The sequence below is a fragment of the Curtobacterium sp. PhB78 genome, assembly GCF_003751685.1.
Lineage (GTDB): Bacteria > Actinomycetota > Actinomycetes > Actinomycetales > Microbacteriaceae > Curtobacterium.
In genome coordinates this window covers 443,190-468,438 of record NZ_RKIA01000002.1, presented here as the reverse complement: position 1 = coordinate 468,438, position 25,249 = coordinate 443,190, and the positions used below count along the sequence as shown (strand labels likewise).

Below are 25,249 nucleotides of genomic sequence, written 5' to 3'. Positions count from 1 at the left end.
TCTCCTAGACGACTCCGGTCTTCCAGAAAGGTGCCATGGCACGCACGGACGCAGTCGGCCTGCCCGACGGTGAGCGCATCGAGGACGTCGACGTCTCCGAGGAGATGCAGGGCTCCTTCCTCGAGTACGCGTACTCCGTCATCTACTCGCGGGCGCTGCCCGATGCGCGCGACGGCCTGAAGCCCGTCCAGCGGCGCATCCTGTACCAGATGGCCGAGATGGGCCTGCGGCCCGACCGCGGGCACGTCAAGAGCGCCCGCGTCACCGGCGAGGTGATGGGCAAGCTGCACCCGCACGGCGACGGCGCGATCTACGACGCGCTGGTGCGGATGGCGCAGCCGTTCACGATGCGCGTGCCGCTCATCGACGGCCACGGCAACTTCGGCTCGCTCGACGACGGTCCCGCTGCCGCCCGGTACACCGAGGCCCGCCTGGCCGAACCGTCGATGGCGATGACCGAGGGCCTCGGCGAGGACGTCGTCGACTTCGTCCCGAACTACGACAACCAGATCATGCAGCCCGGCGTCCTGCCAGCGGCGTTCCCGAACCTGCTCGTCAACGGCGCGTCCGGCATCGCGGTCGGCATGGCCACGAACATGGCGCCGCACAACCTGGGCGAGGTGGTCGAGGCCGCGAAGCACCTGCTCATGAACCCGCAGGCGACCCTCGAAGAGCTGATGGAGTTCGTCCCGGGGCCGGACCTGCCCTCCGGTGGCACCATCGTCGGGCTCTCCGGGGTCCGCGACGCCTACGCCACCGGGCGCGGCACGTTCCGGACCCGGTCGAAGGTGAGCGTCGAGAACCTCACCCCGCGCAAGGTCGGGCTCGTCGTCACCGAGCTGCCGTACCTGGTCGGCCCCGAGCGCGTCATCGAGAAGATCAAGGACGGCGTCCAGTCCAAGAAGCTCGTCGGCATCTCGGACGTCAACGACCTGACCGACCGCAACCACGGGCTGCGGCTCGTCATCGGCATCAAGAGCGGCTTCAACCCCACCGCGGTGCTCGAGCAGCTGTACAAGCACACCCCGCTCGAGGACGGCTTCGGCATCAACAACGTCGCGCTCGTCGGCGGGTCCCCCCGCACGCTCGGATTGCGCGAGCTGCTCGACGTCTACGTGCAGCACCGGCTGTCGGTCGTCACCCGGCGGTCGGAGTACCGGCTCGCGCGTCGTCGCGAGCGGCTGCACCTGGTCGAGGGCCTGCTCATCGCGATCCTCGACATCGACGAGGTCATCCAGGTCATCCGCACCTCGGACGACTCCGAGGCCGCACGGAGCCGGCTCCGTGACGTCTTCGACCTGTCCGAGGTGCAGGCCGAGTACATCCTCGAACTGCGGCTCCGACGCCTGACGAAGTTCTCGCGCATGGAGCTCGAGGCCGAGCGCGACCAGCTGCTCGCCGACATCGCTGCGCTCGAGGAACTCCTGGCGTCCGACGAACGGCTCCGTGCCCAGGTCGCGCTCGAGCTCACCGAGGTCTCCGACAAGTTCGCCACCCCTCGCCGAACCCTGCTCACCGAGGCCGACGCCCCCGTCAAGGGCGGTCGCAAGGCCGCGGTCGACCCGGAGTCCCTCCAGGTCGCCGACTCGCCGTGCCGCGTGCTGCTCTCGACCACCGGACGGCTCATCCGCGTCGACATCCCGACCTCGGAGCTCAGCATCGTCCGCGTGCCGAAGCGCTCCAAGCACGACGCCGTCCGGTCCGCCGTGGTGAGCACCGTCCGGGGCCAGGTCGGCGCGCTGACCTCGACCGGGCGGGTCCTGCGGCTCTCCCCCGTCGACGTCCCGGCGGTGCCGCCCGCTGCGGTCCGCCTCGACGCCGGCGTGCGGGTCACGGACTTCCTGGTGCTCACCAAGGGCGAGACGGTCGTTGCACTCGTCGACCTGTCCGGCGCGTCGTCGGACTCCCTCGCCATCGGTACCGCCCAGGGCGTCGTGAAGCGCGTCGTCCCCGGAGCCTGGCCCGACAAGCCCGAGTTCGTCGCCATCGGCCTGAAGCCCGGCGACGCGGTGGTCGGCGCTGCCCAGGCGCCCGAGTCCGACGACCTGGTGTTCATCAGCTCGAACGCCCAGCTCCTGCGCTTCCCCGCGTCCGGCGTCCGTGCCCAGGGCTTGCCGGCCGGCGGTGTCGCGGGCATGGCGCTGGCGTCCGGGTCCTCGGTGATCTGGTTCGGGTCCGTCGCCCGGTCCGACGACGCCGTGGTCGCCACGGTGTCCACGACCTCCACGGCGCTTCCGGGCACCGACTCCGGTCGCGCCAAGGTGTCAGCGCTGTCCGAGTTCCCCGCCAAGGGCCGGGCGACCCAGGGTGTCCGGGCGCACGCGTTCCTGAAGGGCGAGGACGGGCTCACCGTGGGCTGGGCGGGCATCGCTCCCCCGCACGCGGTCGGTACGGACGGCGCCGCGCGGACCCTGCCCGACTGGCTGTCGAAGCGGGACGGGTCCGGTGCGCCGCTCGAGGCCGTCATCGGCTCGATCGGCGGCAGCGCGGCGGCGCTCGACGGCACCGCTGGCGACGCGTAGCGCGCGGCAGCCCCTCCCTGCGAAAGCGACAGTGTCCCGCGAACAGTTCCCGGGACACTGTCGCTTCGGCGGCACGGACCGCGCACGATGGTGGCACGGTGTCGCTCTCGCAGCGCCGAGACTCGGCCCGGCGCCGCCGCTCGGCTACGCGTCGATGCGGTCGCGGTCCAGACCCTCGCCGGCCAGGATGAACTCCTTGCGCGGGGCCACGTCGTTGCCCATGAGCAGCTCGAACACCTTCGCCGCGCTCTCGGCGTGCGTGATGTTCACCCGCCGTAGGGTCCGGTGCGCGCGGTCCATCGTGGTCTCGGCGAGCTGGTCGGCGTCCATCTCGCCCAGGCCCTTGTACCGCTGGATCGGCTCCTGGTACTTCTTGCCGGTCTTCTCGAGCTTCTTCAGCACGGTCTGCAGTTCCTGCTCGGAGTACGTGTAGAGCGTGTCGTTCGGCTTGCCGCGGTTCACCACGACCACCCGGTGCAGCGGCGGCACGGCGGCGAACACCCGGCCCTGCTCGATCATCGGTCGCATGTACCGGAAGAACAGGGTCAGCAGCAGCGTGCGGATGTGGGCGCCGTCGACGTCGGCGTCCGACATGATGATGACCTTGCCGTAGCGCGCCTGGTCGATCTCGAACGTCCGGCCGGAGCCGGCACCGATGACCTGGATGATCGACGCGCACTCGACGTTCGACAGCATGTCCGACACGGACGCCTTCTGCACGTTGAGGATCTTGCCGCGGATCGGCAGCAGCGCCTGGTACTCGCTGTTGCGTGCGAGCTTCGCGGTCCCCAGCGCCGAGTCGCCCTCGACGATGAAGAGCTCGGTGCCCTCGGTCTCCTGCGACCGGCAGTCCGCGAGCTTCGTCGGCAACGAGGAGTTCTCGAGCGCGTTCTTCCGGCGCTGCGTTTCCTTGTGGGCGCGGGCCGAGATGCGGGTCTTCATCTCGGCGACGACCTTCTCGAGCAGGGTCGCGGCCTGGGCCTTCTCGGTGCGTTGCGTCGACGTCAGGATCTCGGTGATGCGCTTCGACACGACCTGGTCGACGATCTTGCGCACCGCCGGCGTGCCGAGGATCTCCTTCGTCTGCCCCTCGAACTGCGGCTCGGGCAGTCGGACGGTCAGCACGGCGGTCATGCCGGCGAGCACGTCGTCCTTGTCGAGCTTGTCCTGCCCGACCTTGAGCTTGCGGGCGTTCGCCTCGACCTGTGCTCGGACGGCCTTGACCAGACCGGACTCGAAGCCGGCCTGGTGTGTGCCGCCCTTCGGCGTGGCGATGATGTTGACGAAGCTGCGGAACACCGACTCGTAGCCGTCGCCCCACCGCAGCGCGAGGTCCACCTCGCAGGAGCGCTCGACCGAGGTCGACACCATGTGGCCCTTGTCGTCGAGCATCGGGACGGTCTCGGTGAAGGTCCCGGTGCCCTGCACGCGCCAGACGTCGGTGACGGCGGTGTCGGCCGCGAGGTGCTCGACGAACTCGCCGATGCCGCCCTCGTAGCGGAAGCGCTCGACGACCGGGCCGGCCTCGACGGCGGTCCCCGTCGCCTCGGCACGCGCAGCAGCGGCCTCGATCGAGGACACGCGCTCGTCGGTGATCGTGATGCCGAGTCCGGGCACCAGGAACGCCGTCTGCCGCGCCCGGGTGACCAGGTCGTCGGTGCTGAACCGCGCATCGGCGGTGAAGATCTGCCGGTCCGCCCAGTACCGGATCCGGGAACCCGTGACGCCCTTCTTCACCTTGCCGACCACCCGCAGCTCGCTGCCCGAGGTGAACGGGCTGAACGGGGCGTCCGGACCGATGCCCTTCGCGTCGTCGAACGTGCCGGGCTCGCCGCGGTGGAACGACATGGCGTAGGTCCTGCCGCCGCGGTCGACCTCGACGTCGAGGCGCTCGGACAGGGCGTTGACCACCGAGGCACCGACGCCGTGCAGTCCGCCGGACGCCGCGTACGACCCCGACCCGAACTTGCCACCGGCGTGCAGCTTGGTGAACACGACCTCGACGCCGGTCAGTCCGGTCTTCGGTTCGACGTCCACCGGGATGCCACGAGCGGTGTCGCGGACCTCGACCGAACCGTCGGCGTGCAGCACGACGCCGATCTCGTCGCCGTGCCCCGCCAGGGCTTCGTCGACGGAGTTGTCGATGATCTCCCACAGGCAGTGCATGAGCCCACGGGAGTCGGTCGAGCCGATGTACATCCCCGGACGCTTCCGGACCGCCTCGAGCCCTTCGAGGACGGAGAGATGGCGTGCGGAGTAGTCGGAGCTCACCGTCCGATGCTACCGAGCGGCACCGACACCCTCGGCGCGGACACTCGCACTGGGGACAACCGATCCGCGCTCAGCGAAACAGCGCTGCACAATGCATCGTTCTCAGGCATCACGTGTTGAAATGGTGCAACCACCCGGCACCACCTGCGATCCGTGAGGAGCACAGCAATGACCCAGACCGTGCAGGACCCCTCCATCGACGAAGTCAGCAACCACCAGCTGACCGCCGCCGACCGTTGCGACAGCTGCGGAGCGCAGGCCTACATCCGAGCCACCATGTCGAGCGGCGAGCTCTTCTTCTGCGCGCACCACGGCGCAGAGTTCAAGGACAAGCTCGCGGCGACCGCCATCGAGTGGCACGACGAGAGCAGCCGACTCTACGAGTCGAAGTAGCGCGCGAAGGCGCGAGCACAGCAAGACGGGAGGCCCGGTGCCAGCTGGCACCGGGCCTCCCGTCTGTCTGTTGCCCGTCTCAGAACGCGCGGAGACGACGAAGGCCGGGTCCCGTCGGGACCCGGCCTTCGTGAGCGTCACGCGATGCGCTTGAACGCCTTGTCGACGTAGCGATCGACCGTCGCGCGCGCCTCGCGTGCGTAGCGGTCGATGGTCGCCGTCTGCTCCGGGTCCGGCGTGTACTCGAGGCCCACTCGTGCGGCGGCTGCGGCGAGGACACCGTCGGTCAGCTGCGGGTTGAGCGGCAGGATCGGACCCTGCGTGTGCGTGCCGAACGACGTGCCGACGATCGCACCCTCGACCGGGGCGCCCGCCTGGTTGCCGCCGCCGGACACGACGTCGGCGAAGGGGGTGACCCCGGCCGCGAGCTCGATCGTGGTGGCGTGGTCCTCGAAGCCGGCGAGACGCTTCGACGCGCCGGGGAGCAGCGGGTACCGGGTCTCGAGGACGAAGTAGTTGACCCGACGTTCGGCACCACGGACGGCTCGGGCGTCGAACACGCCGAACCCGGCGAGCGGAGCACCCTCGGTGGGCACGACCTCGTTCGTCGCCAGGTCGAACCCGCCGCCGACGGCGATGACCGGCACACCGTCGCTCGCGAACGAACGGAGCGGAGCGGCGATGCGGGCGACGTCGGCACCGAGCGAGCGCATCGCGCTGAGCGGACCGTTGCCGATGACCACGACGTCGGCCGCGGCGGGCAGGTCGTCGCCGGGCGCGTACTCGAGCACCTCGGTGTCGAGGCCGGCCGCGGCGGCACGGCGGACGAGGGCCGCGACGTTGCCGCGGTCCCCCGAAACGCCCATCTGCCGGGGGTAGACGTGCAGGATGGTCAGCCGGTCGGCCGTCATGCGGTCTTCTCCATGTCCGGGTGGCCGAGGGCCTTGCGGGCGATCATCATGATCTCGTAGTTGACGATGAAGTTCTTCGTCCCGCTGGTCGTCGACCCGAGCTGCTCCATGTGCTTGATCGCGGCCTCGACGTCGGGGTCGACCCGGCCGATGCGGACACCGGCGTGCTCGAGGGCGATCGCGATCTGCCAGGCCTTGTCACCGGAGACGACGTCGACGTGGTCGAGCTTCGAGAAGTCGATGTCGTAGATCCAGGAGATGTCCGGCGTGCCCTCGTCGATCGCCATGAGGACCTGCTCGGGGCGGTCCGGCAGCGCGTCGAGGTTGAGCTGGAGGCTCGCGGCGTTCTTGAACATCGTGAACTCGGCGGACTCGCCGGCGATGGGGAGTCGTTCCCCGCGGCCGTACGCCGGCTTCATCGTGCCGAAGGCCTTCGTGACGGCGTCGGCGCGGAACTGCGTGCCGAGTGCCGCGCTGGCCGTGGCGGTGGCAGCAGCAGCGTCGACCGCGTAGTGCAGGCCGCGTGCGGGCAGGCGCACCGCGATGTCGGCACCGTCGAAGCGGATCGTCGCGCCGTCACCGGTGTTCACGACGACCTCTGACTCAGCGGCGTTCGGCTGGGCGTCCTGCCGGTCGAAGTCGTCGGCGTTCTGCAGGCCGTTCGGTGCGGCGGCGACGACCTCGGCGCTCGCACCGAAGCGCAGCACCCGCTGGCCGGCCCGCGCTGCGTAGGCGTCGAGGAACTGGTCGTCGCGGTTCGTGATCACGTTCGCCGTGGACAGTGCCGCGGTGTCGAGCATCATGTCGGCGACGCGCTCGGTCTCGAAGAACCGGTACAGCTGGTCGACCTGCACGTTGAGCATCGTCACCGTGGACGGCGACAGGATGCCGGCGAGCTCGACCGCGAAGGCCTCGTCGACCTCGAGGATGCCGATGTCCGCCTTCAGGCGACCGGTCAGCGACACCTCGGACAGCAACGCCGACGCGATGCCCTGCGGCAGGTTCGCCCCGGACGGGTTCGTGAAGACGCGGAGCCCGTGCGCCCGGACGATGTCCGAGATCATGTGCGTGGTCGTCGACTTGCCGTTCGAGCCGAGCACGAAGACGACGCCGTTCGGGAACTGCTTCGTCACGTGCTGCAGGAAGTCCGGCACGAGCTTGAGCACGATGAAGCCGGGGTACGCGGATCCCCCGCCCCGCGCTCTGGCGAGGGCACGGAGGATCCGCCCGATCAGGATCGGGATGAAGAACCGCATCGGCCTACTCGAGGTAGTCGCGCAGCGACTGCGACCGCGACGGGTGGCGGAGCTTCGCCATCGTCTTGGACTCGATCTGACGGATGCGCTCACGCGTCACGCCGAACGTGTCACCGATCTGGTCGAGGGTCTTCGGCTGGCCGTCACCGAGGCCGAAGCGCATGCGGATGACGCCCGCTTCACGCTCGGACAGGGAGTCGAGCAGGCTCTCGAGCTGCTTCTGCAGCATGGTGAAGCCCACCGCGTCGGCCGGCACGACCGCCTCGGTGTCCTCGATGAGGTCACCGAACTCGGAGTCGCCGTCCTCGCCCAGGGGCGTGTGCAGGGAGATCGGCTCGCGGCCGTACTTCTGCACCTCGACGACCTTCTCCGGGGTCATGTCGAGCTCGCGGGCGAGCTCTTCCGGAGTGGGTTCGCGGCCGAGGTCCTGCAGCATCTGGCGCTGGACACGAGCGAGCTTGTTGATGACCTCGACCATGTGCACCGGGATGCGGATGGTGCGGGCCTGGTCGGCCATGGCGCGGGTGATCGCCTGGCGGATCCACCACGTCGCGTAGGTCGAGAACTTGAAGCCCTTCGTGTAGTCGAACTTCTCGACCGCACGGATCAGGCCCAGGTTGCCCTCCTGGATGAGGTCCAGGAACTGCATGCCACGGCCGGTGTAGCGCTTGGCGAGCGACACCACGAGGCGGAGGTTCGCGCCGAGCAGGTGCGACTTGGCGCGCTGACCGTCGCGGGCGACCCAGCGCAGCTCACGCTCGGCCGGCTTGGTCAGCCCGGTCGAGTGCTGCAGCTTGTCCTCGGCGAACAGGCCGGCCTCGATGCGCATCGCGAGCTCGACCTCCTGCTCGGCGTTGAGCAGGGCGACCTTGCCGATCTGCTTGAGGTAGTCCTTCACCGGGTCGGCGGTCGCACCCGTGATGGTCGTGGAGTAGACCGGGGCTTCGTCGTCGTCGGTCTGCGAGATGACGAGCGCGCCGGCGGCGACCGCAGCGGCGGCGTCGGGCTTGATCGCCTTGTCGTCGGTGTCCTCGACGTCCTCGGTCGGCTCGTCGGTGGCTTCGTTCGCCTCGTCGACGGGGTCGACCTTCTTCGCCTTCGGGGCGGCCTTCTTGGCCGGGGCCTTCTTGGCGGGGGCCTTGGTGGCGCGCTTCTTCGGCGCGGCGGTTCCCTCGGCGTCCGTGGCGTCCTCTGCCACAGCACCTTCGGGCTGAGTGTCCTTCGTGGGATCGATCGTCGTGCTCCGGGCAGCCATGCGATCACCTCTCTCGTCGTGCCACGTTCGTGGGGTCGTGGCCTCCCTCGCCGCCCAGGGCCCGAGCCGCAGTCCCCCGCGTCGTCGAGTCCTACCGTTCCGGGCAGCACTAAGACCCATGTCAAGTCCCCCGGGTTGATCGGCGCTCCGAAGTGCTCCGACAGGATGGGGGTCCTGAGTGGGTCCGTGATCATTATTGCACGTGCCGCTTCCGCAGGCGCGCAACGAGTGCAACCCAGAGCGGTCCGACGCGTATTCCCTCCTCCGCGTGGAGCACCCGGCGCGTGCGGTGCCGGGCGTACAGGAGCATCGCGACACCGAACCCGACCACCAGGTACTGCACCGTGAGGGCCACGCGGAAGTTGTCCCAGGCGAACACGGTCTCACCGGTGACGCGGGACATCACGTCGAGCAGCAGCCCGATCAGGTACATCATCACGAAGGCCGCCAGGAACCCCCCGACGTTGACGACACCGTTCGCGGACCCCAGGGAACCCACGGGGTTGAACGTCCGGGCGAAGTCGAACCCGATCAGCGAACCGGGGCCGCCGATGCCCATCGCCACGACGAGGAGCACGAGCAGCCAGGTCGGCGGGTGGCCGGGCCAGAGCAGGATCGCGGTCCACACCACGGCGAGCAGCACGACCACGCCGAGCACGAGGTTCGAGCGGCGCATCGGGAACCGCGCGCACAACAGCCCGAGCACCGGCCCGGCCACGAAGCCCACGGCGACGATGATCGTCAGGAAGCCGGCGGCCTCGGCGGGGCTGTACCCGAGCCCGCGGAGCATCGGGACGCCCCACAGCAGCGAGAACACCGTGCCGGACGACTGCGTCACGTAGTGGGACCAGAACCCGAGCTGCGTGCCCGGTCGACGCAACGCGTGCCCGAACGTCCGGAACGCGGCGCCCCACGAGTGCGGCAGCGGGATCGTCCCGGTCCGCACGACCACGGGGCCGTTGCGGACGAAGACGAACGCCAGGACGAGCCCGACGGCACTCGCGGCGGCGGCGACCCCGAACGCAGGCGTCCACCCCGCGGCGTGCAGGAGCACCGCGAACGGGAACGCCGACAGGATCTGGCCGATCTGCCCGAGGTTGCCCGTCCACTGCGAGATCTGCGGCAGGATCCGGCCGCTGAACCACATCGGCACCAGGCGGATCACCGAGATGAACGTCATCGCGTCGCCGGCACCCACGAGCACCCGGCCCGCGATCGCCGGGCCGATCGTCGGCGAGAAGGCCACGACGGCCTGGCCGACCACGAGCAGCGCGGCGCCGAGCAGGACGAGCTTGCGCGGCCCCACCCGGTCGAGCGCGACGCCCACCGGGATCTGGAGTCCGGCGTACACGGCGATCTGCACGACCGCGAGCGTGGACAACACCGCCGCCGAGACGGCGAACCGGTCCTGCGCGTCCACTCCGGACACCCCGAGCGAGGACCGCTGCACGACCGCCAGGACGTAGGCGAGCACCGCGATGCCCCAGATCAGGTAGGCGCGACGGGAGTTCACCCCGACAGGCTACCGATCCGGCGGAGCCGGATACGCGACGTGTGTCGCCGACGCAGGTGACGTCCTGGTCGCGACCGGACGACCGACGGGAGGGACGGTGCGGGCCCGCCCCGGGCCTCCAGGCCGCCGTTCCGGACCGTTCAGGGCCCGACCCGGCTACTCGCCGCCGTCACCCTGGGTGCGACGATCCGCCAGGAAGCGCTCGAGCTCGGCCGCGATCGCGTCCGCGGTCGGCACCTCGCCGTCGACGTCCGTGAGCGGCGACGCGACCGGGTTGCCCTCCATGTACGTGTCGTGCCGCTCCTCGAGCACACCGACGAGTCGCTGCAGCTCGGCGTTGCCGGCGACCTGCTCCTCGACCCGGGTGAGGAACTCGCGACCCGCCTCGCGCAGGGCGTCCGTCGGGAAGATGAGGCCGGTGGCCGCGGCGATGCCGGACAGGGCCGCGACGGCCGCGTCCGGGAACTCGGTGTCCGACAGGTAGTGCGGGACGAGCAGGACGAGCCCGGTGACCTGCGCGCCGGTGGATGCGAGCCGGTGCTCGACGAGGTGCAGGACGTTCGCCGGCGCCTGGGTCTCGGGCTTCCAGACGCTCATCTGCTCGACGAGATCGGCGCGGGTGCCGGAGACGGTCAGGCTGATCGGGCGGGTGTGCGGGACCGGCATCGGGATCGACTGCACCCAGGTGGTGTCCGCGACCTGGAGCCGGGCGGCGAGGCCGGTGACGGCGTCCACGAACCGGTTCCACTGGAAGTCCGGCTCGTACCCGGACAGGAACAGGAACGGCTGGCCGATCTCGTCGCGCACGAGGTGCAGCGCCAGCCGGGGCGGCTCGACGGCGGCGATGTGGTCGTGCTCGAAGGTGATGACGGGCCGGCGTGCACGCCAGTCGAGCAGCACGTCGGGGTCGAACTCGGCGACGAGCTGGGTGTCGAGGTCCTCGAGCACCGACGTCGTGACCTGGGCAACGGCCGAACCGGCGTCCGCGAAGCCGGTGAGCCCGGCGACCAGGTGCAGCCCGGCCGGGACCGTCGGGGCGGCCTCGTCGAACGTGTAGAGCTCCTCGGGGTGGTTCACCGTCCCCATGCTAGGCGGGGCCACCGACGCCCCCGCGCGGGACGACCACGCCGACAGCGAACAGTGCGTGGATAGGGTTGGAGCATGGTCCGACCGACGCTCTCCACCGACTCCTCCGCCCCCTCCTCGATCTCCGCCGACGTCCTCGTGGTCGGCGTCCGGCCCGGCTCCGACGGTGCCCCCGCGACGATCGCCCAGCCGGCCACGACACCGTTCTCCGCGCTCGACGACCTCGACCTCGCGGCGATCGGCGCGACGGGCGCCAAGGACCAGCTCGTGCGCATCCCGGCCGTCGGCGTCGACGCCGCGAGCATCGCGCTCATCGGGCTCGGCACCGGGACCGACGCCGCCGCGTACCGCTCGGCCGCCGGCAGTGCCGTCCGCCAGCTGCCGCACGCCGCGTCGATCGCCCTCGCGCTGCCGACCGACACCGACGCACTCGTCGAAGCAGCGCTCGAGGGCGCCGCGCTCGGCGCCTACGCCTTCACGCGGCACAAGGGCGCCGGCACGACTGGGCCGGCGCGTGGCGACCAGCGCGTGACGGTCCTCGCGCCGGCCGCCGCGACGGACGCCGCGGTCCGTCCGGCGATCGTGGCCGACGCCGCGTCGCTGGTGCGCGACCTCGTGAACACCGCCGCCGGCGACCTGGGACCACAGGACGTCGCCGACGTGGCGACCGGGCTCGCCTCGGACCTCCCGCTCACCGTCGAGGTCCTCGACGAGCAGGCACTCGAGGAGCAGGGCTTCGGCGGCATCCTCGGGGTCGGCCGTGGTTCGGCGCGTCCCCCGCGCCTGGTCGTCGTCCGCTACGCACCGGAGTCCGCCACGAAGCACCTCGCCCTCGTCGGCAAGGGCATCACGTTCGACTCGGGCGGGCTCTCGCTCAAGCCGGCGGCGTCGATGCTCGGCATGAAGACCGACATGACCGGCGCCGCAACGGTGCTCGCCGCGACCGTCGCCGCCGCACGCCTGGGCCTCGACGTGCGCGTCACCGCCTGGCTCGCACTCGCCGAGAACATGCCGTCGGGCACGGCGACCCGCCCGGGTGACGTCCTCACCCTGAAGAACGGCAAGACCGTCGAGGTCACGAACACCGACGCCGAGGGCCGCCTGGTGCTCGGCGACGGCATGGCCGCCGCCTCGCTCGAGACGCCCGACGCCATCGTCGACGTGGCCACCCTGACCGGCGCGCAGGTCGTCGCGCTCGGCGACCGCACCACCGGCCTGATGGGCAGCGACGACCTCGTCGCGAAGCTCCGCGCCGTGGCCGAGGGCGTGTCGGAGCCGATCTGGCCGATGCCCCTGCCCGAGGAACTCGACGCCCGGCTCGCCAGCGACGTCGCCGACATGGTCAACGCCACGGTCGGCAACCCGGCCGGCGGCATGCTGCTCGCGGGCAAGTTCCTGGAGCGCTTCGTCGGCGAGGGCATCCCGTGGGCGCACCTCGACATCGCCGGTCCGTCCGAGCACAAGGGCGGCGGCTACGGGTGGCTCGGCAAGGGCGCGACGGGTGTGATGGTCCGGACGCTCATCGCGCTCGCAGAAGACCTCCAGTCCGAGTAGTAGGTTTGGTACCGGTGGGACGGGGCATCGACGCGCCTCCCACCGGTACTGCACGGGACGGGACCGGAACCACGCGGTCCGACCGTCGGACGCCGCCCCCGCGGTGTCCACGTAGGGCCCGATCGGCCCGACACGCACGAGGGAGTTGCACCAGGTGACGGAACAGACTTACGACGTCGTGGTCCTCGGTGGCGGGAGCGGTGGCTACGCCGCTGCGCTCCGGGCCGCCGAACTCGGCATGAGCGTCGCGCTCATCGAGGGCGACAAGCTCGGAGGGACGTGCCTGCACCGTGGCTGCATCCCCACCAAGGCGCTGCTGCACGCGGCCGAGGTCGCCGACGCGACGCGTGACGCCGAGAAGTACGGCGTGATCGCGGAGTTCGCCGGTGTCGAGGTCCCGAAGGTCATCGAGTACCAGCAGGGCGTCATCACCTCGAAGTACAAGGGCCTGCAGGGCCTCATCAAGGCCCGCGGCATCACCGTCGTCGAGGGCTGGGGTCGACTGACCTCGCAGAACACCGTGCAGGTCGGCGACCAGAACATCGTCGGCAAGAACGTCGTGCTCGCGACCGGCTCCTACTCGAAGTCCCTGCCCGGGCTCGAGATCGGCGGCCGCGTCATCACCTCCGAGACCGCACTGCGCATGGACTACGTGCCGAACAAGGTGGTCATCCTGGGCGGCGGCGTCATCGGCGTCGAGTTCGCCAGCGTCTGGAAGTCCTTCGGCGCCGAGGTCACGATCGTCGAGGCGCTCCCCCACCTCGTCCCCGCTGAGGACGAGTCGATGTCGAAGCAGCTCGAGCGCGCCTTCCGCAAGCGCGGCATCGAGTTCTCGCTCGGTGTCCGGTTCCAGGGCGTCGAGCAGCACGAGAACGGCGTCGTCGTGACGCTGGAGGACGGCAAGACCTTCGACGGAGACGTCCTGCTGGTCGCCGTCGGTCGTGGCCCGGTCACGCAGAACGTCGGCTTCGACGAGGTCGGCGTCGCCATGGACCGCGGCTTCGTCACCACGAACGAGCGCCTCGCCACCAACCTGCCGAACGTCTACGCGGTCGGCGACATCGTCCCCGGCCTGCAGCTCGCGCACCGCGGCTTCCAGCAGGGCATCTTCGTCGCCGAGGAGATCGCCGGCCTGAACCCGGTGATCATCGAGGACAAGAACATCCCGAAGATCACGTACTCCGACCCCGAGGTCGCCTCCGTCGGCCTGTCGCAGGCCAAGGCCGAGGCCGAGTACGGCGCCGACAAGGTGGACTCGTACGAGTACAACCTGGCCGGCAACGGCAAGAGCCACATCATCGGCACGTCCGGTTCGGTCAAGGTCGTCCGCGTCGTCGACGGCCCCGTCGTCGGCGTGAGCATGATCGGCGCCCGCGTCGGCGAGCTCATCGGTGAAGCCCAGCTCGCCGTGAACTGGGAGGCGTACCCGGAGGACATCGCTCCGCTCGTGCACGCGCACCCGACGCAGAACGAGGCCCTGGGCGAGGCGTTCATGCACCTCGCGGGCAAGCCGCTGCACGCGCTGTGACCCGCACGAGTCCGCGCCCTGTGACAATGACATCCACAACAACTGCAACCCCCCGCGAAGAGGAGTCCACCCGATGAGCGAATCCGTCAGCCTCCCGGCGCTCGGCGAGAGCGTCACCGAGGGCACGGTGACCCGATGGCTGAAGAACGTCGGTGACCGGGTCGAGGTCGACGAGCCGCTGCTCGAGGTCTCGACCGACAAGGTCGACACCGAGATCCCGTCGCCCGTCGCCGGCGTCATCGAGGAGATCCTCGTGCAGGAGGACGAGACCGTCGAGGTCGGCACCGCGCTGGTGAAGATCGGCGACGGCTCGTCCGACTCCGGTTCCTCCGACTCCGGTTCTTCCGACGAGTCCTCGAACGAAGCCGCTGCCGAGGCAGAGGCCCCCGAGGCCGAGCCGAGCACCGAGCAGGAGTCCGAGACCCCTGCCCCGGAGCCCACCGAGCCCGAGCCGGCCCCCGCCGGACAGACGCAGCCCGCGGCCCCGCAGGCCCCGTCGGCACCGCCCGCAGCCGCTCCGGTCCCGCAGGCCGCTCCGGTCCCGCCGCCCGCCGCCGCACCCCCGGCCGCCGTCCCGGCGCCGGCCGCTGCCGCACCCGCACCGGCCGCGCCGAGCGCGACCACCGCCGCCGCGGTGCCGAACCCGACGCAGGACGGCGCAGCCTCCGGCTACGTCACGCCGCTCGTCCGCAAGCTCGCGAACGAGCAGGGCGTCGACCTGTCCACCGTCACCGGTTCCGGTGTCGGCGGGCGCATCCGCAAGGAGGACGTGCTCGCGGCCGTCGCGAAGGCCCCGGCCGCCGGTGGTGCAGCTGCACCCGCCGCCGCGTCCGGTCCGTTCGTCGCCGAGGTCTCGCCGCTGCGCGGCACCCGCGAGAAGATGACCCGCCTGCGCAAGGTCGTGGCCGAGCGCGCCGTGCAGTCGATGACCTCGACCGCACAGCTCACGAGCGTCGTCGAGGTGGACGTCACGAAGGTGGCGCAGTTCCGCGACGCCCACAAGGCGGAGTTCCTCGAGAAGACCGGTTCGAAGCTCTCCTTCATGCCGTTCTTCGCCCTGGCGGCGTCCGAGGCGCTCAAGGCCCACCCGAAGATCAACTCGACCGTGGAGGGCGACGAGATCGTCTACCCGGAGTCCGAGAACGTCTCCATCGCGGTGGACACCGAGCGCGGCCTGCTGACCCCGGTCATCAAGGACGCAGCCTCGCTCGACCTGGCGCAGTTCTCGAATTCCATCGCGGACCTGGCGGAGCGCACCCGGAACAACCAGCTCAAGCCCGACGAGCTCGCCGGCGGGACGTTCACGCTGACGAACACCGGTTCGCGTGGCGCGTTGTTCGACACCCCCGTGGTGTTCCTGCCGCAGTCGGCGATCCTCGGGACCGGCATCGTCACGAAGCGTCCCGCGGTCGTGAAGGTCGACGGCCAGGAAGCGATCGCGATCCGTTCGTTCGTGTACCTCGCGCTGTCGTACGACCACCGGATCATCGACGGTGCGGACGCCTCGCGCTACCTGGTCGCGGTCAAGAACCGCCTGGAAGAGGGCAACTTCGCCCCCAACCTGGGGTACTGACCCCAGCACCCCAGCACCACGGCCGACGGCCCCGGTTCCCCCTCGTGGGGAGCCGGGGCCGTTCCCGTTCCCGCTCCGGTTCGTCGGCGTCCGGGGGCGTCCGGGGTGTCCGGGCGCGTCAGCCACCACCCGCACCGGTCCCGGTGTCCGTTCCGGCACCGAGCACGGACACCGCGGCGACGACCGTACCGATCGCGACGACGACACCGACCACGGCGCGGCGGAGCGGCAACCGCCGACCAGCACCGAGCGGGATGCCGCGCTCGACGACCTCGCGCAGTCGAGCTGCCGGGCCCGTCGTGTCGAGCGGTGGGTCTGCCTCGACGAACACCAGGTCGGCCGGCGGTGGGGCCCACCGGAACGGCCGCGGAGGCGCCGCACCCCGGACCGCGTCGAGCGCCGTGCACACGGTGCTGCGGTCGCCGTCGAGCGCCGCGAGGAGCGCAGCGTCCACCACGTCGCGACTCGGATCGCGCGGGTCGACGCGGTCCCAGACGATCCGGGCGGCGAGCACGAGGACCCGTGCAGCATCGTCACCGGGCAGCTCCGTGCGGTCGCGGACGGCTCCAGCCGGGTGGTCGCACAGCACCACGGCGCCCGCGTCGTCCACCAGGACGTCGTCGATCCCGGCGACGCCGAGCCGCACCGCGCCGTCCACGGCCGCGACGAGGAGCTCGAGCAGCGGCACGCTGAGGGTCACTGCTACCCCGGTCGTCGGCGTGCCGAGGCGGTCCAGCGCCACCGGGAGCGGCGTCCCATGTGGGCGGTCGAGCAGGGTCACGAGCCCGCCGGCCCCGGTCCGGCCCACCGCCTCGACGGGCACCAGGTGCCGGTGTCCGGTGGCGCACCGGTCCGCGATCCAGGCCGCCACGGCAGCGTCGTCGGCCGGCGCGACCCAACGGTCGCTGCGGGCGTCGTCGACGCTCTGGTCGGTGCTCGGGTCCATGGTGACGAGCGTGGCGGAGGCGAGCCGGGCCTCCTGTCCGTCCTGCCCGGTCTGTGGACAACGCGTGTTCGCGCACAGCCGGACCGACTGCGGTCTCCCCCGGACCGCGGAGGCCGTATCCTGTCAGCATGGCACGCAGCACTTCCACAGACACGAAGGCGAAGGAGCCGGGGCGTCTCAAGCAGATGTTCCAGGTCTTCCAGATGACCCGACGGGCCGACCCGTCGTCCGTCTGGTGGTTCGCCCTCGCATTCGTCGGCCCCGTCGTCCTCGGCATCGTGCTGGCGCTGGTGCTCCCGGGCCAGAACTGGCTCGCGATGATCCTGTGGATCGTCGCCGGTGTCCTGATGGGCGTGCTGCTCTTCCTCATCGTCCTCGGCCGGCTGGCCGAGCGGGCGGCGTACTCGCAGATCGAGGGCCAGCCCGGCGCCGTCGGTGCGGTGCTCTCCAACTCGCTGCGTCGGCAGTGGCGCTCCAGCGAGATGCCCGTCGCCGTGCACGGTCGCTCGCAGTCCGCGGTCTACCGCGCGGTGGGGCGTCCCGGCGTCGTCCTCATCACCGAGGGCCAGCGCGGCAACCTGAAGCGTCAGGTCGACGAAGAGCGTCGCAAGGTGCAGCGCATCGTCCCGAACGTCGCGGTCCACGTGGTCAGCGTCGGTGACGGCGACGACACCCTCACGCTGCACAAGCTCCCCCGTGCCATGAACAAGTTCAAGAAGTCGCTCAACCGCAACGAGGTCCTGGCCGTCGCGAACCGCCTCGACTCGCTCACGCAGAGCCCCGCCGCGGCGATCCCGAAGGGCATGGACCCGATGCGTGCCCGTGCCGGACGGCCGCGCTGACCCGTCCACGAACCACCACGCAGAACGCCCCCGACCGTGCCAGGTCGGGGGCGTTCTGCGTGCGGTGCGGTGCGGTGCGGTCGGTGCGGTCGGTGCGGTCGGTGGCGCAAGCCGAGCGCACCGTGCGGCCTCGGCCGCTTGGTGCGAGGTTGCCCGCTCGGTGCGAGCCTGTCGCGCTGCACCGAGCGGGCAACCTCGCACGTGCCGACGAACCTCGCACGGTGCGCAGCAGCGCCGCGGCGCGCTCCGGCGACGAACCTCGCACCGTGCGGTCGGTCGCCGGCGCGGCGCGGGCGCGGGCGCGGCCCCGGGTCAGCGGCGGACGAGCACCGTGCCGGCGATGCGGTCGTGCGCACCGCGGCTGTCCCGGTCGATGATGAGCGCCGGCACCACCAGGCAGAGCAGGACGGTCCGGACGACCGGACGCCACACCCCCACGTAGCCCCCGCGCATCGGCACGACGCGCAGCCCGACGCAGATGTGCCCGAACGAGCCGGACAACAGGCAGATGAAGAGCACCTGGAGCGCGGCGAAGATCGCCAACTGCACCCACGAGTGCGCGATGTCCCCGGAACCGTTCACCGGCGACCAGACCCCGGTCACGTAGGCGATGAGGTCAGCGAGGGCGCCGTCGATGAGCAGGGCGACGATCCGCCGTCCGATCCGCCCGACGCTGCGGGGTCCTTCCTCCGGCAGACCGAGGTCCTTGCCCGGCCAGCCGTCGGGGTGCTCGGAGGGCGCGGACGGACTGGAGGAGCTGCGGGCCATGCCCCCAAGCGTAGGCGACCTGCCGCCCGTAACACGCCCGAAACAATTCAGTCACGTCCGGGAAACCCCGTGTCAATAGCCTCGTCGGAGGTGCCTTGATCGGTACCTCCGACATCACCCAACCCATTGGAGATCGGCCCCCATGTTCAGCGATTCCTCCGAGGTCCTGGCCTTCATCAAGGACACCGACGTCAAGTTCCTCGACATCCGATTCACGGACCTGCCGGGTGTGCAGCAGCACTTCAACATCCCCGCCTCGACCGTCGACGAGGACTTCTTCTCGGTCGGCCAGCTCTTCGACGGCTCCTCGATCCGCGGGTTCGCGTCGATCCACGAGTCCGACATGCAGCTGATCCCCGATGTGACCACCGCCTACGTGGACCAGTTCCGCGCCGAGCGCACGCTCATCATGATCTTCGACATCTACAACCCGCGGAACGGCGAGATCTACGGCCGCGACCCGCGCCAGGTGGCGAAGAAGGCCGAGAAGTACCTCGCGTCGACGGGCATCGCGGACACCGCGTTCTTCGCCCCCGAGGCCGAGTTCTACATCTTCGACGACGTCCGCTACTCCGTCACCCAGAACGAGTCGTTCTACGCGGTCGACTCCGAAGAGGGCGCCTGGAACACCGGTCGTGACGAAGAGGGCGGCAACCTCGCCAACAAGACCCCGTACAAGGGCGGCTACTTCCCCGTGTCGCCGGTCGACAAGACCGCCGACCTGCGCGACGACATCACCCTCAAGCTGATCGACGCGGGCTTCGAGCTCGAGCGCTCGCACCACGAGGTGGGTACCGGCGGCCAGCAGGAGATCAACTACAAGTTCGACACGATGGTCCACGCCGCGGACGACATCCTGAAGTTCAAGTACATCGTCAAGAACACGGCGGATCAGTGGGGCAAGGTCGCCACGTTCATGCCGAAGCCGCTCTTCGGCGACAACGGCTCGGGCATGCACACCCACCAGTCGCTCTGGTCGGACGGCAAGCCGCTCTTCTACGACGAGAACGGCTACGGCGGCCTGTCCGACCTGGCCCGTTGGTACATCGGCGGTCTGCTGAAGCACGCTCCGGCGCTGCTCGCCTTCACCAACCCGTCGATCAACTCGTACCACCGCCTGGTCAAGGGCTTCGAGGCTCCGGTCAACCTGGTCTACTCGGCCGGTAACCGTTCGGCTGCGATCCGCATCCCGATCACGGGCACCAACCCGAAGGCCAAGCGCATCGAGTTCCGCGCGCCGGACGCCTCGGGCAACCCGTACCTCGCCTTCGCCGCGCAGCTGATGGCGGGCCTCGACGGCATCCAGAACCGCATCGAGCCGCACGAGCCCGTCGACAAGGACCTCTACGAGCTCCCGCCCGAGGAAGCAAAGGGCATCCCGCAGGTCCCCGGCTCCCTCGACGAGGCGCTCGACTTCCTCGAGGCGGACCACGAGTTCCTCACGAAGGGCAACGTCTTCACCGAGGACCTCATCCAGACCTGGATCGACTACAAGCGTGAGAACGAGATCCTCCCGCTGGCCCAGCGCCCGCACCCGTTCGAGTACGAGCTGTACTTCGGCGTCTGATCTCCGCTGACACACGAAGGCCCCGCACCGTCAGGTGCGGGGCCTTCGTGTGTGTCGCGACAGCGACAGTGTGCCGCGAACCATCCGCAGGAATGTGTCGCTTTGGCGGGGGGGGGGTACGGACGCGACCGCCTGGAGGCCCCGGTGCCGGTCCGGCGGGCCGGCACCGGGCCTCCCGGCTGGTCGCGACGCACGTTCCTTCCCATCGCACCCGGACTGGGAAGCCGAATGGGGCGTACCTGGTCGAAAGTTTCGACCAGGTACGCCCGTTTCGACCACCTGTGCTCGATCCGACCCGGCACCGCACACACGGGAACGGGGCCCGTGCCGCCCGGCACGGACCCCGCTTCGCGAACGGTGACTAGCGAGCCGTGGCCAACGAGTCGTTCGTCCCCGCTGCGACGCTCACGGGTGCACCCGTGACCGGCGTGGGCCGCCCCAGGGAACGGACGGTCCACCCCGCTTTGACCCAGTCGTGGACCGGGAGGCAGTTGCGCGCATCGATCACGACGCGGCGACCGACGAGGTCACCGAGGGCGACCGGGTCGGCGGTGATGATCTCGTCCCACTCGGTGAGCACCAGGACGACGTCGGCGCCCTCGATCGCGTCCGCCATCGACGCGGCGTAGCTCAGCGTCGGGAACGAGCGCTTCGCCGGCTCCATCGCCTCGGGGTCCCAGAGGGTGACCTGGGCGCCGCGCAGGTGGAGCGCAGCGGCCACGTTGAGCGCCGGGGAGTCCCGCACGTCGTCGGTCAGGGGCTTGAACGCGGCGCCGATGACGGCCACGCGACGGTTGAGCACCGATCCCCCGGCCGAGTCGATCGCCATGTCGATGACCCGCTGTCGCTGGCCCATGTTGATCTCGTCGACCTGCTGCATGAGGCCGACGACCTGGCCCGCCCCGATCTCGTTCGCGCGGTACATGAGCGCCCGGATGTCCTTCGGCAGGCACCCGCCGCCGAACCCGAGGCCGGCGTTCAGGAACTTCCGGCCGATGCGGGCGTCGTGCCCGAGGGCATCGGCGAGCGTCGACACGTCGGCGCCCGTGATCGCGCACATCTCGGAGATCGCGTTGATGAACGAGATCTTCGTGGCGAGGAACGCGTTGGCGCTCACCTTGACGAGCTCCGCGGTGGCGAGGTCGGTGGTGATGACCGGGGTGCCCTCGCTGATCGGCGCGGCGTAGACCTCGCGGATGACGGCGTCGGCAGCCTCGGACGCGCCGCCCCAGACCAGGCGGTCCGGGTGCAGGGTGTCCTCGACGGCCTTGCCCTCGCGGAGGAACTCCGGGTTCCAGATGAGCTCGGCGTCGATCCCCGAGGGGGTGAACTCGCGGACGATGCCGCGCAGTCGCGCCGCAGTGCCGACCGGGACCGTCGACTTGCCGACGATGAGTCCCGGGTGGGTGAGGTTCTCGGCGACGCCGCGGGTGGCGCTCTCGACGTAGGCCAGGTTGGCGGCGTGCGAGCCCGCCTTCTGCGGGGTGCCGACGCAGACGAAGTGGACGTCCGCGGCGGCGACGGCCGAGGCGATGTCCGCCGTGAACCGGAGCTTGCCGCTCGCGACGTGCTTCGTGATGAGCTCGGGCAGGCCGGGTTCGAAGAACGGGACCTCGCCGGCGGACAACGCGGCGAGCTTCGCCGGGTCGACGTCCACGCCGATGGTCTCGAAGCCCATCTCGGCCATTGCGGCCGCGTGGGTGGCACCGAGGTAGCCGGTGCCGATGACGCTGATGACGGGTGCGGGACGGGTGTCGGCCTGGTCGGGCGACTTCTTGGACGCGGTCATGGCGTGACCTCCTGCAGGTCGTAGTCGATGTCGTTGCGCTTGATGCCCTCGGCGAAGGCCGCCAGGGAGTCGGCTCGCGAGTTGAGTCGCCAGTCGTTCGTGGTGCGTGTGCCGTCGACGATCGTGGTCGCGGTCTCGCTGAAGTACGCGAAGCCGATGATGTCCGAGTTGGCGGGGTCGGCCAGGGCGTCGAAGAGCGAGTTGATCCACTGGGTCTTCTGGGGGTTCGAGACGCTGCCCCCGGTCTCGGTGGCCCCGATCTCGTTGAGCACGATGCCCTTGCCCGGCGCGACCTGCCGGATCTGGGCGAGCGTCGCACCGAAGGTGTTCTCGAAGGTCGGCTGCTCGGTGGCGTCACGGTAGTAGCCGCTCATGCCGACCCAGTCGACGTACTCGGCGCCCGGGTAGTAGTTCTGCATGTACTCGAGCGTCTGGTACTTCGCGTTGCCGAGCTTGTCGATGCGCGACGGCGACCAGTCCCAGATGGCGTACTGGTTCGCGCCGTTGGCCTGGAAGACGTTCCAGACGTGCTGCCACATCGCGGTGTACGAGCCGGCGGCGTTCTGCTGCTTCGCGGATTCGGACCAGTTGTACCACTGGCCGTTCATCTCGTGGTCGAACCGGATGACGAGCGGCTGGCCGTTCGCCGCCAGGGACTTGGCGTACTGCGTCAGGTAGGCGTCGAACTTGCCGGAGATGACGTCCTCGTTGGTGTAGCCCTCGACGTACGGCTCGTCGTTGCCCGTCTTCGCGGGCACCGACTCCCACGTCATCATCGGCAGACGACCGTTCGCCCACGAGCGCTGGACCGCGTTCTGGTTGAAGTCCTGGTCGAAGCCCTGGAAGAAGCCGACCATGTTCGTCGCCTTCCCCACCTCTTGCGAGACCTGGTCGTACTCGGACCAGTTGAACGGGGACTGCGCCGTGTACAGGCCGTACCAGCGGGACTGCTGCCCGAGGATGTCCGCCTTGGTCGGGACCGCCACGGGCGTGGTGCCCGGGTCGGTCGACGGGCCGGGGTTCGGGTTCGTGACCCCACCGGAGCCACCACCCGAGCCGCCGGAGCCGCCACTCGAACCCGACCCACCGGCCGAGCTACCGCCGGAACCGGAGCCGGAACCCGACCCGGACCCGTTGTCCGAGACGGCGGACCCGCCGGTCCCGGAACCCGAGCCGGAGCCCGAGGTGCCGGCCCCGTTCGCACCGGAACCCGACGCGTTGACGGAGGACGAGCCTCCCGAGCCCTTCGCGGAACCGAGCTGGGACTGGAGCGACGCGACCTGCGCCTTGAGCTCCGTGATCTGGTCGCCACGAGACCCGGCCTGGGCGGTGCGGGAGTCGAGCTTGCCCTCGAGCGCCCAGATGCGGTCCTGGGCAGCGTCGAGCTGCTTCTGCAGTTCGGCGGCCGACACCTTCTTGGCCTTCGGGGCGGTGACCCCGAGGGCCTGGTGCACGGCGGTGGAGACGGGGCCGGCCGGGGAGACCCAGACCGACCAGGTGATGAGCGCGAGGGCGAGGACGATGGCGGTCGTGCCGACGGCCGTCCAGCGGGCGTGCTTGCTCGACTGCGCCCACCAGGTACTGGAGGAGCGGATGATGTCAGACAATGAGGAAGGCCTCCAGGACGAAGATCGCGATGCCGATGCAGTACGGGATCGCGGCGTACGGGTTGTACCGGCGGGCCTTCACGGGGGCGGTCCGTGGGGCTGCGGGCTGCACTGCTGCTACGGCAGCGGCCTCGCGCCGGGTCGCGAGCACGGTCGTGGTGGAGCTGGTGGTGGCGTCGGCCCCGAAGAGCTCGTCGAACGCGCGGTCCACGGCCACCTGGTCGCTCCCGAGCGGCACGCGTCCGTCGACGGCCCGGGCACGGTCCGCGGCGTCGATCGGGCTGACCGGGGTCTGGGTGCCGAAGGACGACGGCTGCGCGGCGTCGGACGGGTCCTCCTGCATCGGACCGCCGGCGTAGGCACCGGCGCGGGTCCCCCAGCCGGACGCGTGCGCCAGGCGGAAGAAGCCGATGAGCCGGATCGGCATGAGGAAGAACGTCGACACGATGATGAACATCGGCAGGCGGAAGAAGTCACTCGGCTTCTCGGCCAGGTGGCGCATCTGCCGGATGGCCATGCTGAGCACCGACGAGACGACCATCAGGGCGGCGACGTAGACGAAGCCCGTCGAGAAGCCGTACTGCGACAGGATGCCCTGGTACAGGTTCTCGCCCTGCCCGGTGAAGGCCCGGTAGATCCAGCCGGCGATCACACCGAAGAGCATGAACGGCAGGATGATGTCGGTGATGAAGAACGCCGCGAGCACCGGGGCGTGACCGAGCATCCACGGCAGCATGCGCAACGTGTTGTACTGCGAGCCACGGGCCCAGCGGAGCTGCTGCTTGAACAGCTTCTTCACCTGCAGCGGAGCGTCCGTGTAGACCAGCGAGGTGTACTGGTAGACGGTCCGGTACCCCTCCTTGAGCGTGAGGTTCGTGAGCGTGCGGTCGTCGGAGACCTCGAGGAACACACCCATGAACTTCTCGTGCATGAACTTGTCCATGACGCGCATCAGGATGCTCCGCCGGAAGGCGATCGTGCGCCCGGGCAGGCAGCCGATCTGCCCGAGGACGCTCTGCGCGGGCATCGAGTAGAGCGCTCGCGAGTTCTCGAGCCAGTCGGCCCAGCGGGTGATCCAGCTGCGCTCGGGTTCGAGGATGCGCTGCCGGGTCGTGACACCGCCGACGGACTCGTCGGCGAACGGCTTGAGGAGTTCCTCGAGCGCGCCGGGGGTCCAGACGGTGTCCGAGTCGACGAGCACCGTGATGTCGCCGTTGGACATCTCGGTGCCGACCTTGACGGCGTTGCGCTTGCCCGGGATGGGCGTGTGGGTCCAGCGGACGAGCGGGGCGAACTCGTCGCAGACGGCTTCGAGCGCCTCGTTGCGGGCGCCGTTGATGACGACGATGATCTCGCCGGGTCGCTGCTCAACCATGCGACCGATGACGTCGCGGAACAGGTCGAGCGGTTCGTCCACGACGGGGACGACGACGCTGGTGGTACCGACGAAGGTGCCGGTGAACGGGCGGTAACGGGCGGAGATGACGACCTTGACCAACCAGAGCAACCAGATCACCGCGGAGTACACGGCGAACAGGTAGAACTCGGGGTGGCCTTCGACCATCTGCCTGATCTGCAGAATGAAGGTGAACACTGATCCCTGCTTCAACGTTCGAGGTGGAGATTCCGCGACGTTGGGGAATCAGGGTCGGTTCGGGTGTCCCAATTGACGCAGAAACCTGAACCCCAGCGCAACGCGACCCCCGTCCGGGGGCGTTTCGAGCGCGTTACGGGGTACACACTTGTCCCCATCTCCACCGGGACCGGTGGTCCCCCCTCGTGCTGACAGCACTCCTGCGGACCGCGTTCACCCTGTCACTCACCCTGGTGGGCGGCGAACACTGCCGGGAGGCGCGGATCACCGCACC

Annotated in this window: 18 protein-coding genes; 7 read left to right on the top strand and 11 right to left on the bottom strand. The window is 70.1% G+C overall.

What is annotated here, in order from left to right; all coding sequences use genetic code 11:
* The first annotated feature begins 35 nt into the window (after window positions 1-35).
* Entirely contained in the window at window positions 36-2,522 is a 2,487-nt protein-coding gene (locus EDF53_RS05920; RefSeq protein ID WP_123292685.1) for a DNA topoisomerase (ATP-hydrolyzing) subunit A, read from the top strand.
* Window positions 2,523-2,666: 144 nt separating this feature from the next.
* Here the strand turns inward: EDF53_RS05920 and EDF53_RS05915 are convergent, their stop codons facing one another.
* On the bottom strand, window positions 2,667-4,793 hold the full coding sequence (locus EDF53_RS05915) for a type IIA DNA topoisomerase subunit B (RefSeq protein WP_123292684.1): 2,127 nt from the start codon (window positions 4,791-4,793) through the stop codon (window positions 2,667-2,669).
* Window positions 4,794-4,961: 168 nt separating this feature from the next.
* Here EDF53_RS05915 and EDF53_RS05910 point away from each other — a divergent pair, with 168 nt between their 5' ends.
* Window positions 4,962-5,186, top strand: a complete 225-nt coding sequence (locus EDF53_RS05910; protein WP_071255055.1) for a hypothetical protein — start codon at window positions 4,962-4,964, stop codon at window positions 5,184-5,186.
* A gap of 137 nt (window positions 5,187-5,323) precedes the next feature.
* On the opposite strand, the gene EDF53_RS05905 is transcribed toward EDF53_RS05910, so the two are convergent.
* The 5 genes from EDF53_RS05905 to EDF53_RS05885 form a co-directional block, all read right to left on the bottom strand.
* Window positions 5,324-6,097, bottom strand: a complete 774-nt coding sequence (locus EDF53_RS05905) for a type 1 glutamine amidotransferase (RefSeq protein WP_123292683.1) — start codon at window positions 6,095-6,097, stop codon at window positions 5,324-5,326.
* On the bottom strand, window positions 6,094-7,353 hold the full coding sequence (locus EDF53_RS05900; protein ID WP_123292682.1) for a MurT ligase domain-containing protein: 1,260 nt from the start codon (window positions 7,351-7,353) through the stop codon (window positions 6,094-6,096). Before EDF53_RS05900 ends, EDF53_RS05905 begins: the two co-directional genes overlap by 4 nt.
* 4 nt (window positions 7,354-7,357) lie before the next feature.
* Window positions 7,358-8,608 carry an RNA polymerase sigma factor gene (locus tag EDF53_RS05895; protein ID WP_123292681.1) on the bottom strand — a complete coding sequence of 417 codons (1,251 nt, stop codon included), beginning with the start codon at window positions 8,606-8,608 and terminating at the stop codon, window positions 7,358-7,360.
* Between the two features lie 193 nt (window positions 8,609-8,801).
* Window positions 8,802-10,121, bottom strand: coding sequence for a nitrate/nitrite transporter (locus EDF53_RS05890; protein WP_123292680.1), 1,320 nt, complete (start codon window positions 10,119-10,121; stop codon window positions 8,802-8,804).
* A 156-nt stretch (window positions 10,122-10,277) separates the two neighbouring features.
* Window positions 10,278-11,207, bottom strand: a complete 930-nt coding sequence (locus EDF53_RS05885) for a proteasome assembly chaperone family protein (RefSeq protein ID WP_123292679.1) — start codon at window positions 11,205-11,207, stop codon at window positions 10,278-10,280.
* A 75-nt stretch (window positions 11,208-11,282) separates the two neighbouring features.
* On the opposite strand from EDF53_RS05885, the gene EDF53_RS05880 reads away from it, so the two are divergent.
* The 3 genes from EDF53_RS05880 to sucB all read left to right on the top strand — a co-directional run bounded on the left by EDF53_RS05880 (window position 11,283) and on the right by sucB (window position 15,862).
* Entirely contained in the window at window positions 11,283-12,761 is a 1,479-nt protein-coding gene (locus EDF53_RS05880) for a leucyl aminopeptidase (RefSeq protein ID WP_123292678.1), read from the top strand.
* A gap of 154 nt (window positions 12,762-12,915) precedes the next feature.
* Entirely contained in the window at window positions 12,916-14,289 is a 1,374-nt protein-coding gene (gene lpdA / locus EDF53_RS05875) for a dihydrolipoyl dehydrogenase (RefSeq protein WP_123292677.1), read from the top strand.
* Between the two features lie 73 nt (window positions 14,290-14,362).
* The gene (gene sucB / locus EDF53_RS05870; protein ID WP_123292676.1) at window positions 14,363-15,862 is read left to right on the top strand and encodes a 2-oxoglutarate dehydrogenase, E2 component, dihydrolipoamide succinyltransferase; all 1,500 of its coding nucleotides are present in this window, start codon (window positions 14,363-14,365) and stop codon (window positions 15,860-15,862) included.
* A gap of 118 nt (window positions 15,863-15,980) precedes the next feature.
* Here sucB and EDF53_RS05865 read toward each other — a convergent pair whose 3' ends face one another.
* Window positions 15,981-16,808 (bottom strand): hypothetical protein, encoded by an 828-nt coding sequence (locus EDF53_RS05865; protein ID WP_185020957.1) that lies wholly within the window; start codon window positions 16,806-16,808, stop codon window positions 15,981-15,983.
* A gap of 128 nt (window positions 16,809-16,936) precedes the next feature.
* On the opposite strand from EDF53_RS05865, the gene EDF53_RS05855 reads away from it, so the two are divergent.
* A complete protein-coding gene (locus EDF53_RS05855) occupies window positions 16,937-17,650 on the top strand; it encodes a DUF4191 domain-containing protein (RefSeq protein WP_111087017.1) in 714 nt (237 codons plus the stop codon).
* 312 nt (window positions 17,651-17,962) lie between these two features.
* Here EDF53_RS05855 and EDF53_RS05850 read toward each other — a convergent pair whose 3' ends face one another.
* On the bottom strand, window positions 17,963-18,418 hold the full coding sequence (locus EDF53_RS05850) for an RDD family protein (RefSeq protein ID WP_123292673.1): 456 nt from the start codon (window positions 18,416-18,418) through the stop codon (window positions 17,963-17,965).
* A gap of 142 nt (window positions 18,419-18,560) precedes the next feature.
* Between EDF53_RS05850 and glnA the strand changes: the two genes are divergently transcribed.
* Window positions 18,561-19,985, top strand: a complete 1,425-nt coding sequence (gene glnA, locus EDF53_RS05845) for a type I glutamate--ammonia ligase (protein WP_111087015.1) — start codon at window positions 18,561-18,563, stop codon at window positions 19,983-19,985.
* A 361-nt stretch (window positions 19,986-20,346) separates the two neighbouring features.
* Here the strand turns inward: glnA and EDF53_RS05840 are convergent, their stop codons facing one another.
* The 3 genes from EDF53_RS05840 to EDF53_RS05830 are packed head-to-tail and all read right to left on the bottom strand — an operon-like array spanning window position 20,347 to window position 24,975.
* Complete coding sequence (locus EDF53_RS05840) at window positions 20,347-21,774, bottom strand: UDP-glucose/GDP-mannose dehydrogenase family protein (RefSeq protein WP_123292672.1); 1,428 nt, start codon at window positions 21,772-21,774, stop codon at window positions 20,347-20,349.
* The gene (locus EDF53_RS05835; protein ID WP_123292671.1) at window positions 21,771-23,381 is read right to left on the bottom strand and encodes a glycoside hydrolase family 26 protein; all 1,611 of its coding nucleotides are present in this window, start codon (window positions 23,379-23,381) and stop codon (window positions 21,771-21,773) included. The genes EDF53_RS05840 and EDF53_RS05835 overlap by 4 nt, the downstream gene beginning before the upstream one ends.
* Complete coding sequence (locus EDF53_RS05830) at window positions 23,374-24,975, bottom strand: glycosyltransferase family 2 protein (protein ID WP_123292670.1); 1,602 nt, start codon at window positions 24,973-24,975, stop codon at window positions 23,374-23,376. The genes EDF53_RS05835 and EDF53_RS05830 overlap by 8 nt, the downstream gene beginning before the upstream one ends.
* Window positions 24,976-25,249 lie beyond the last annotated feature (274 nt).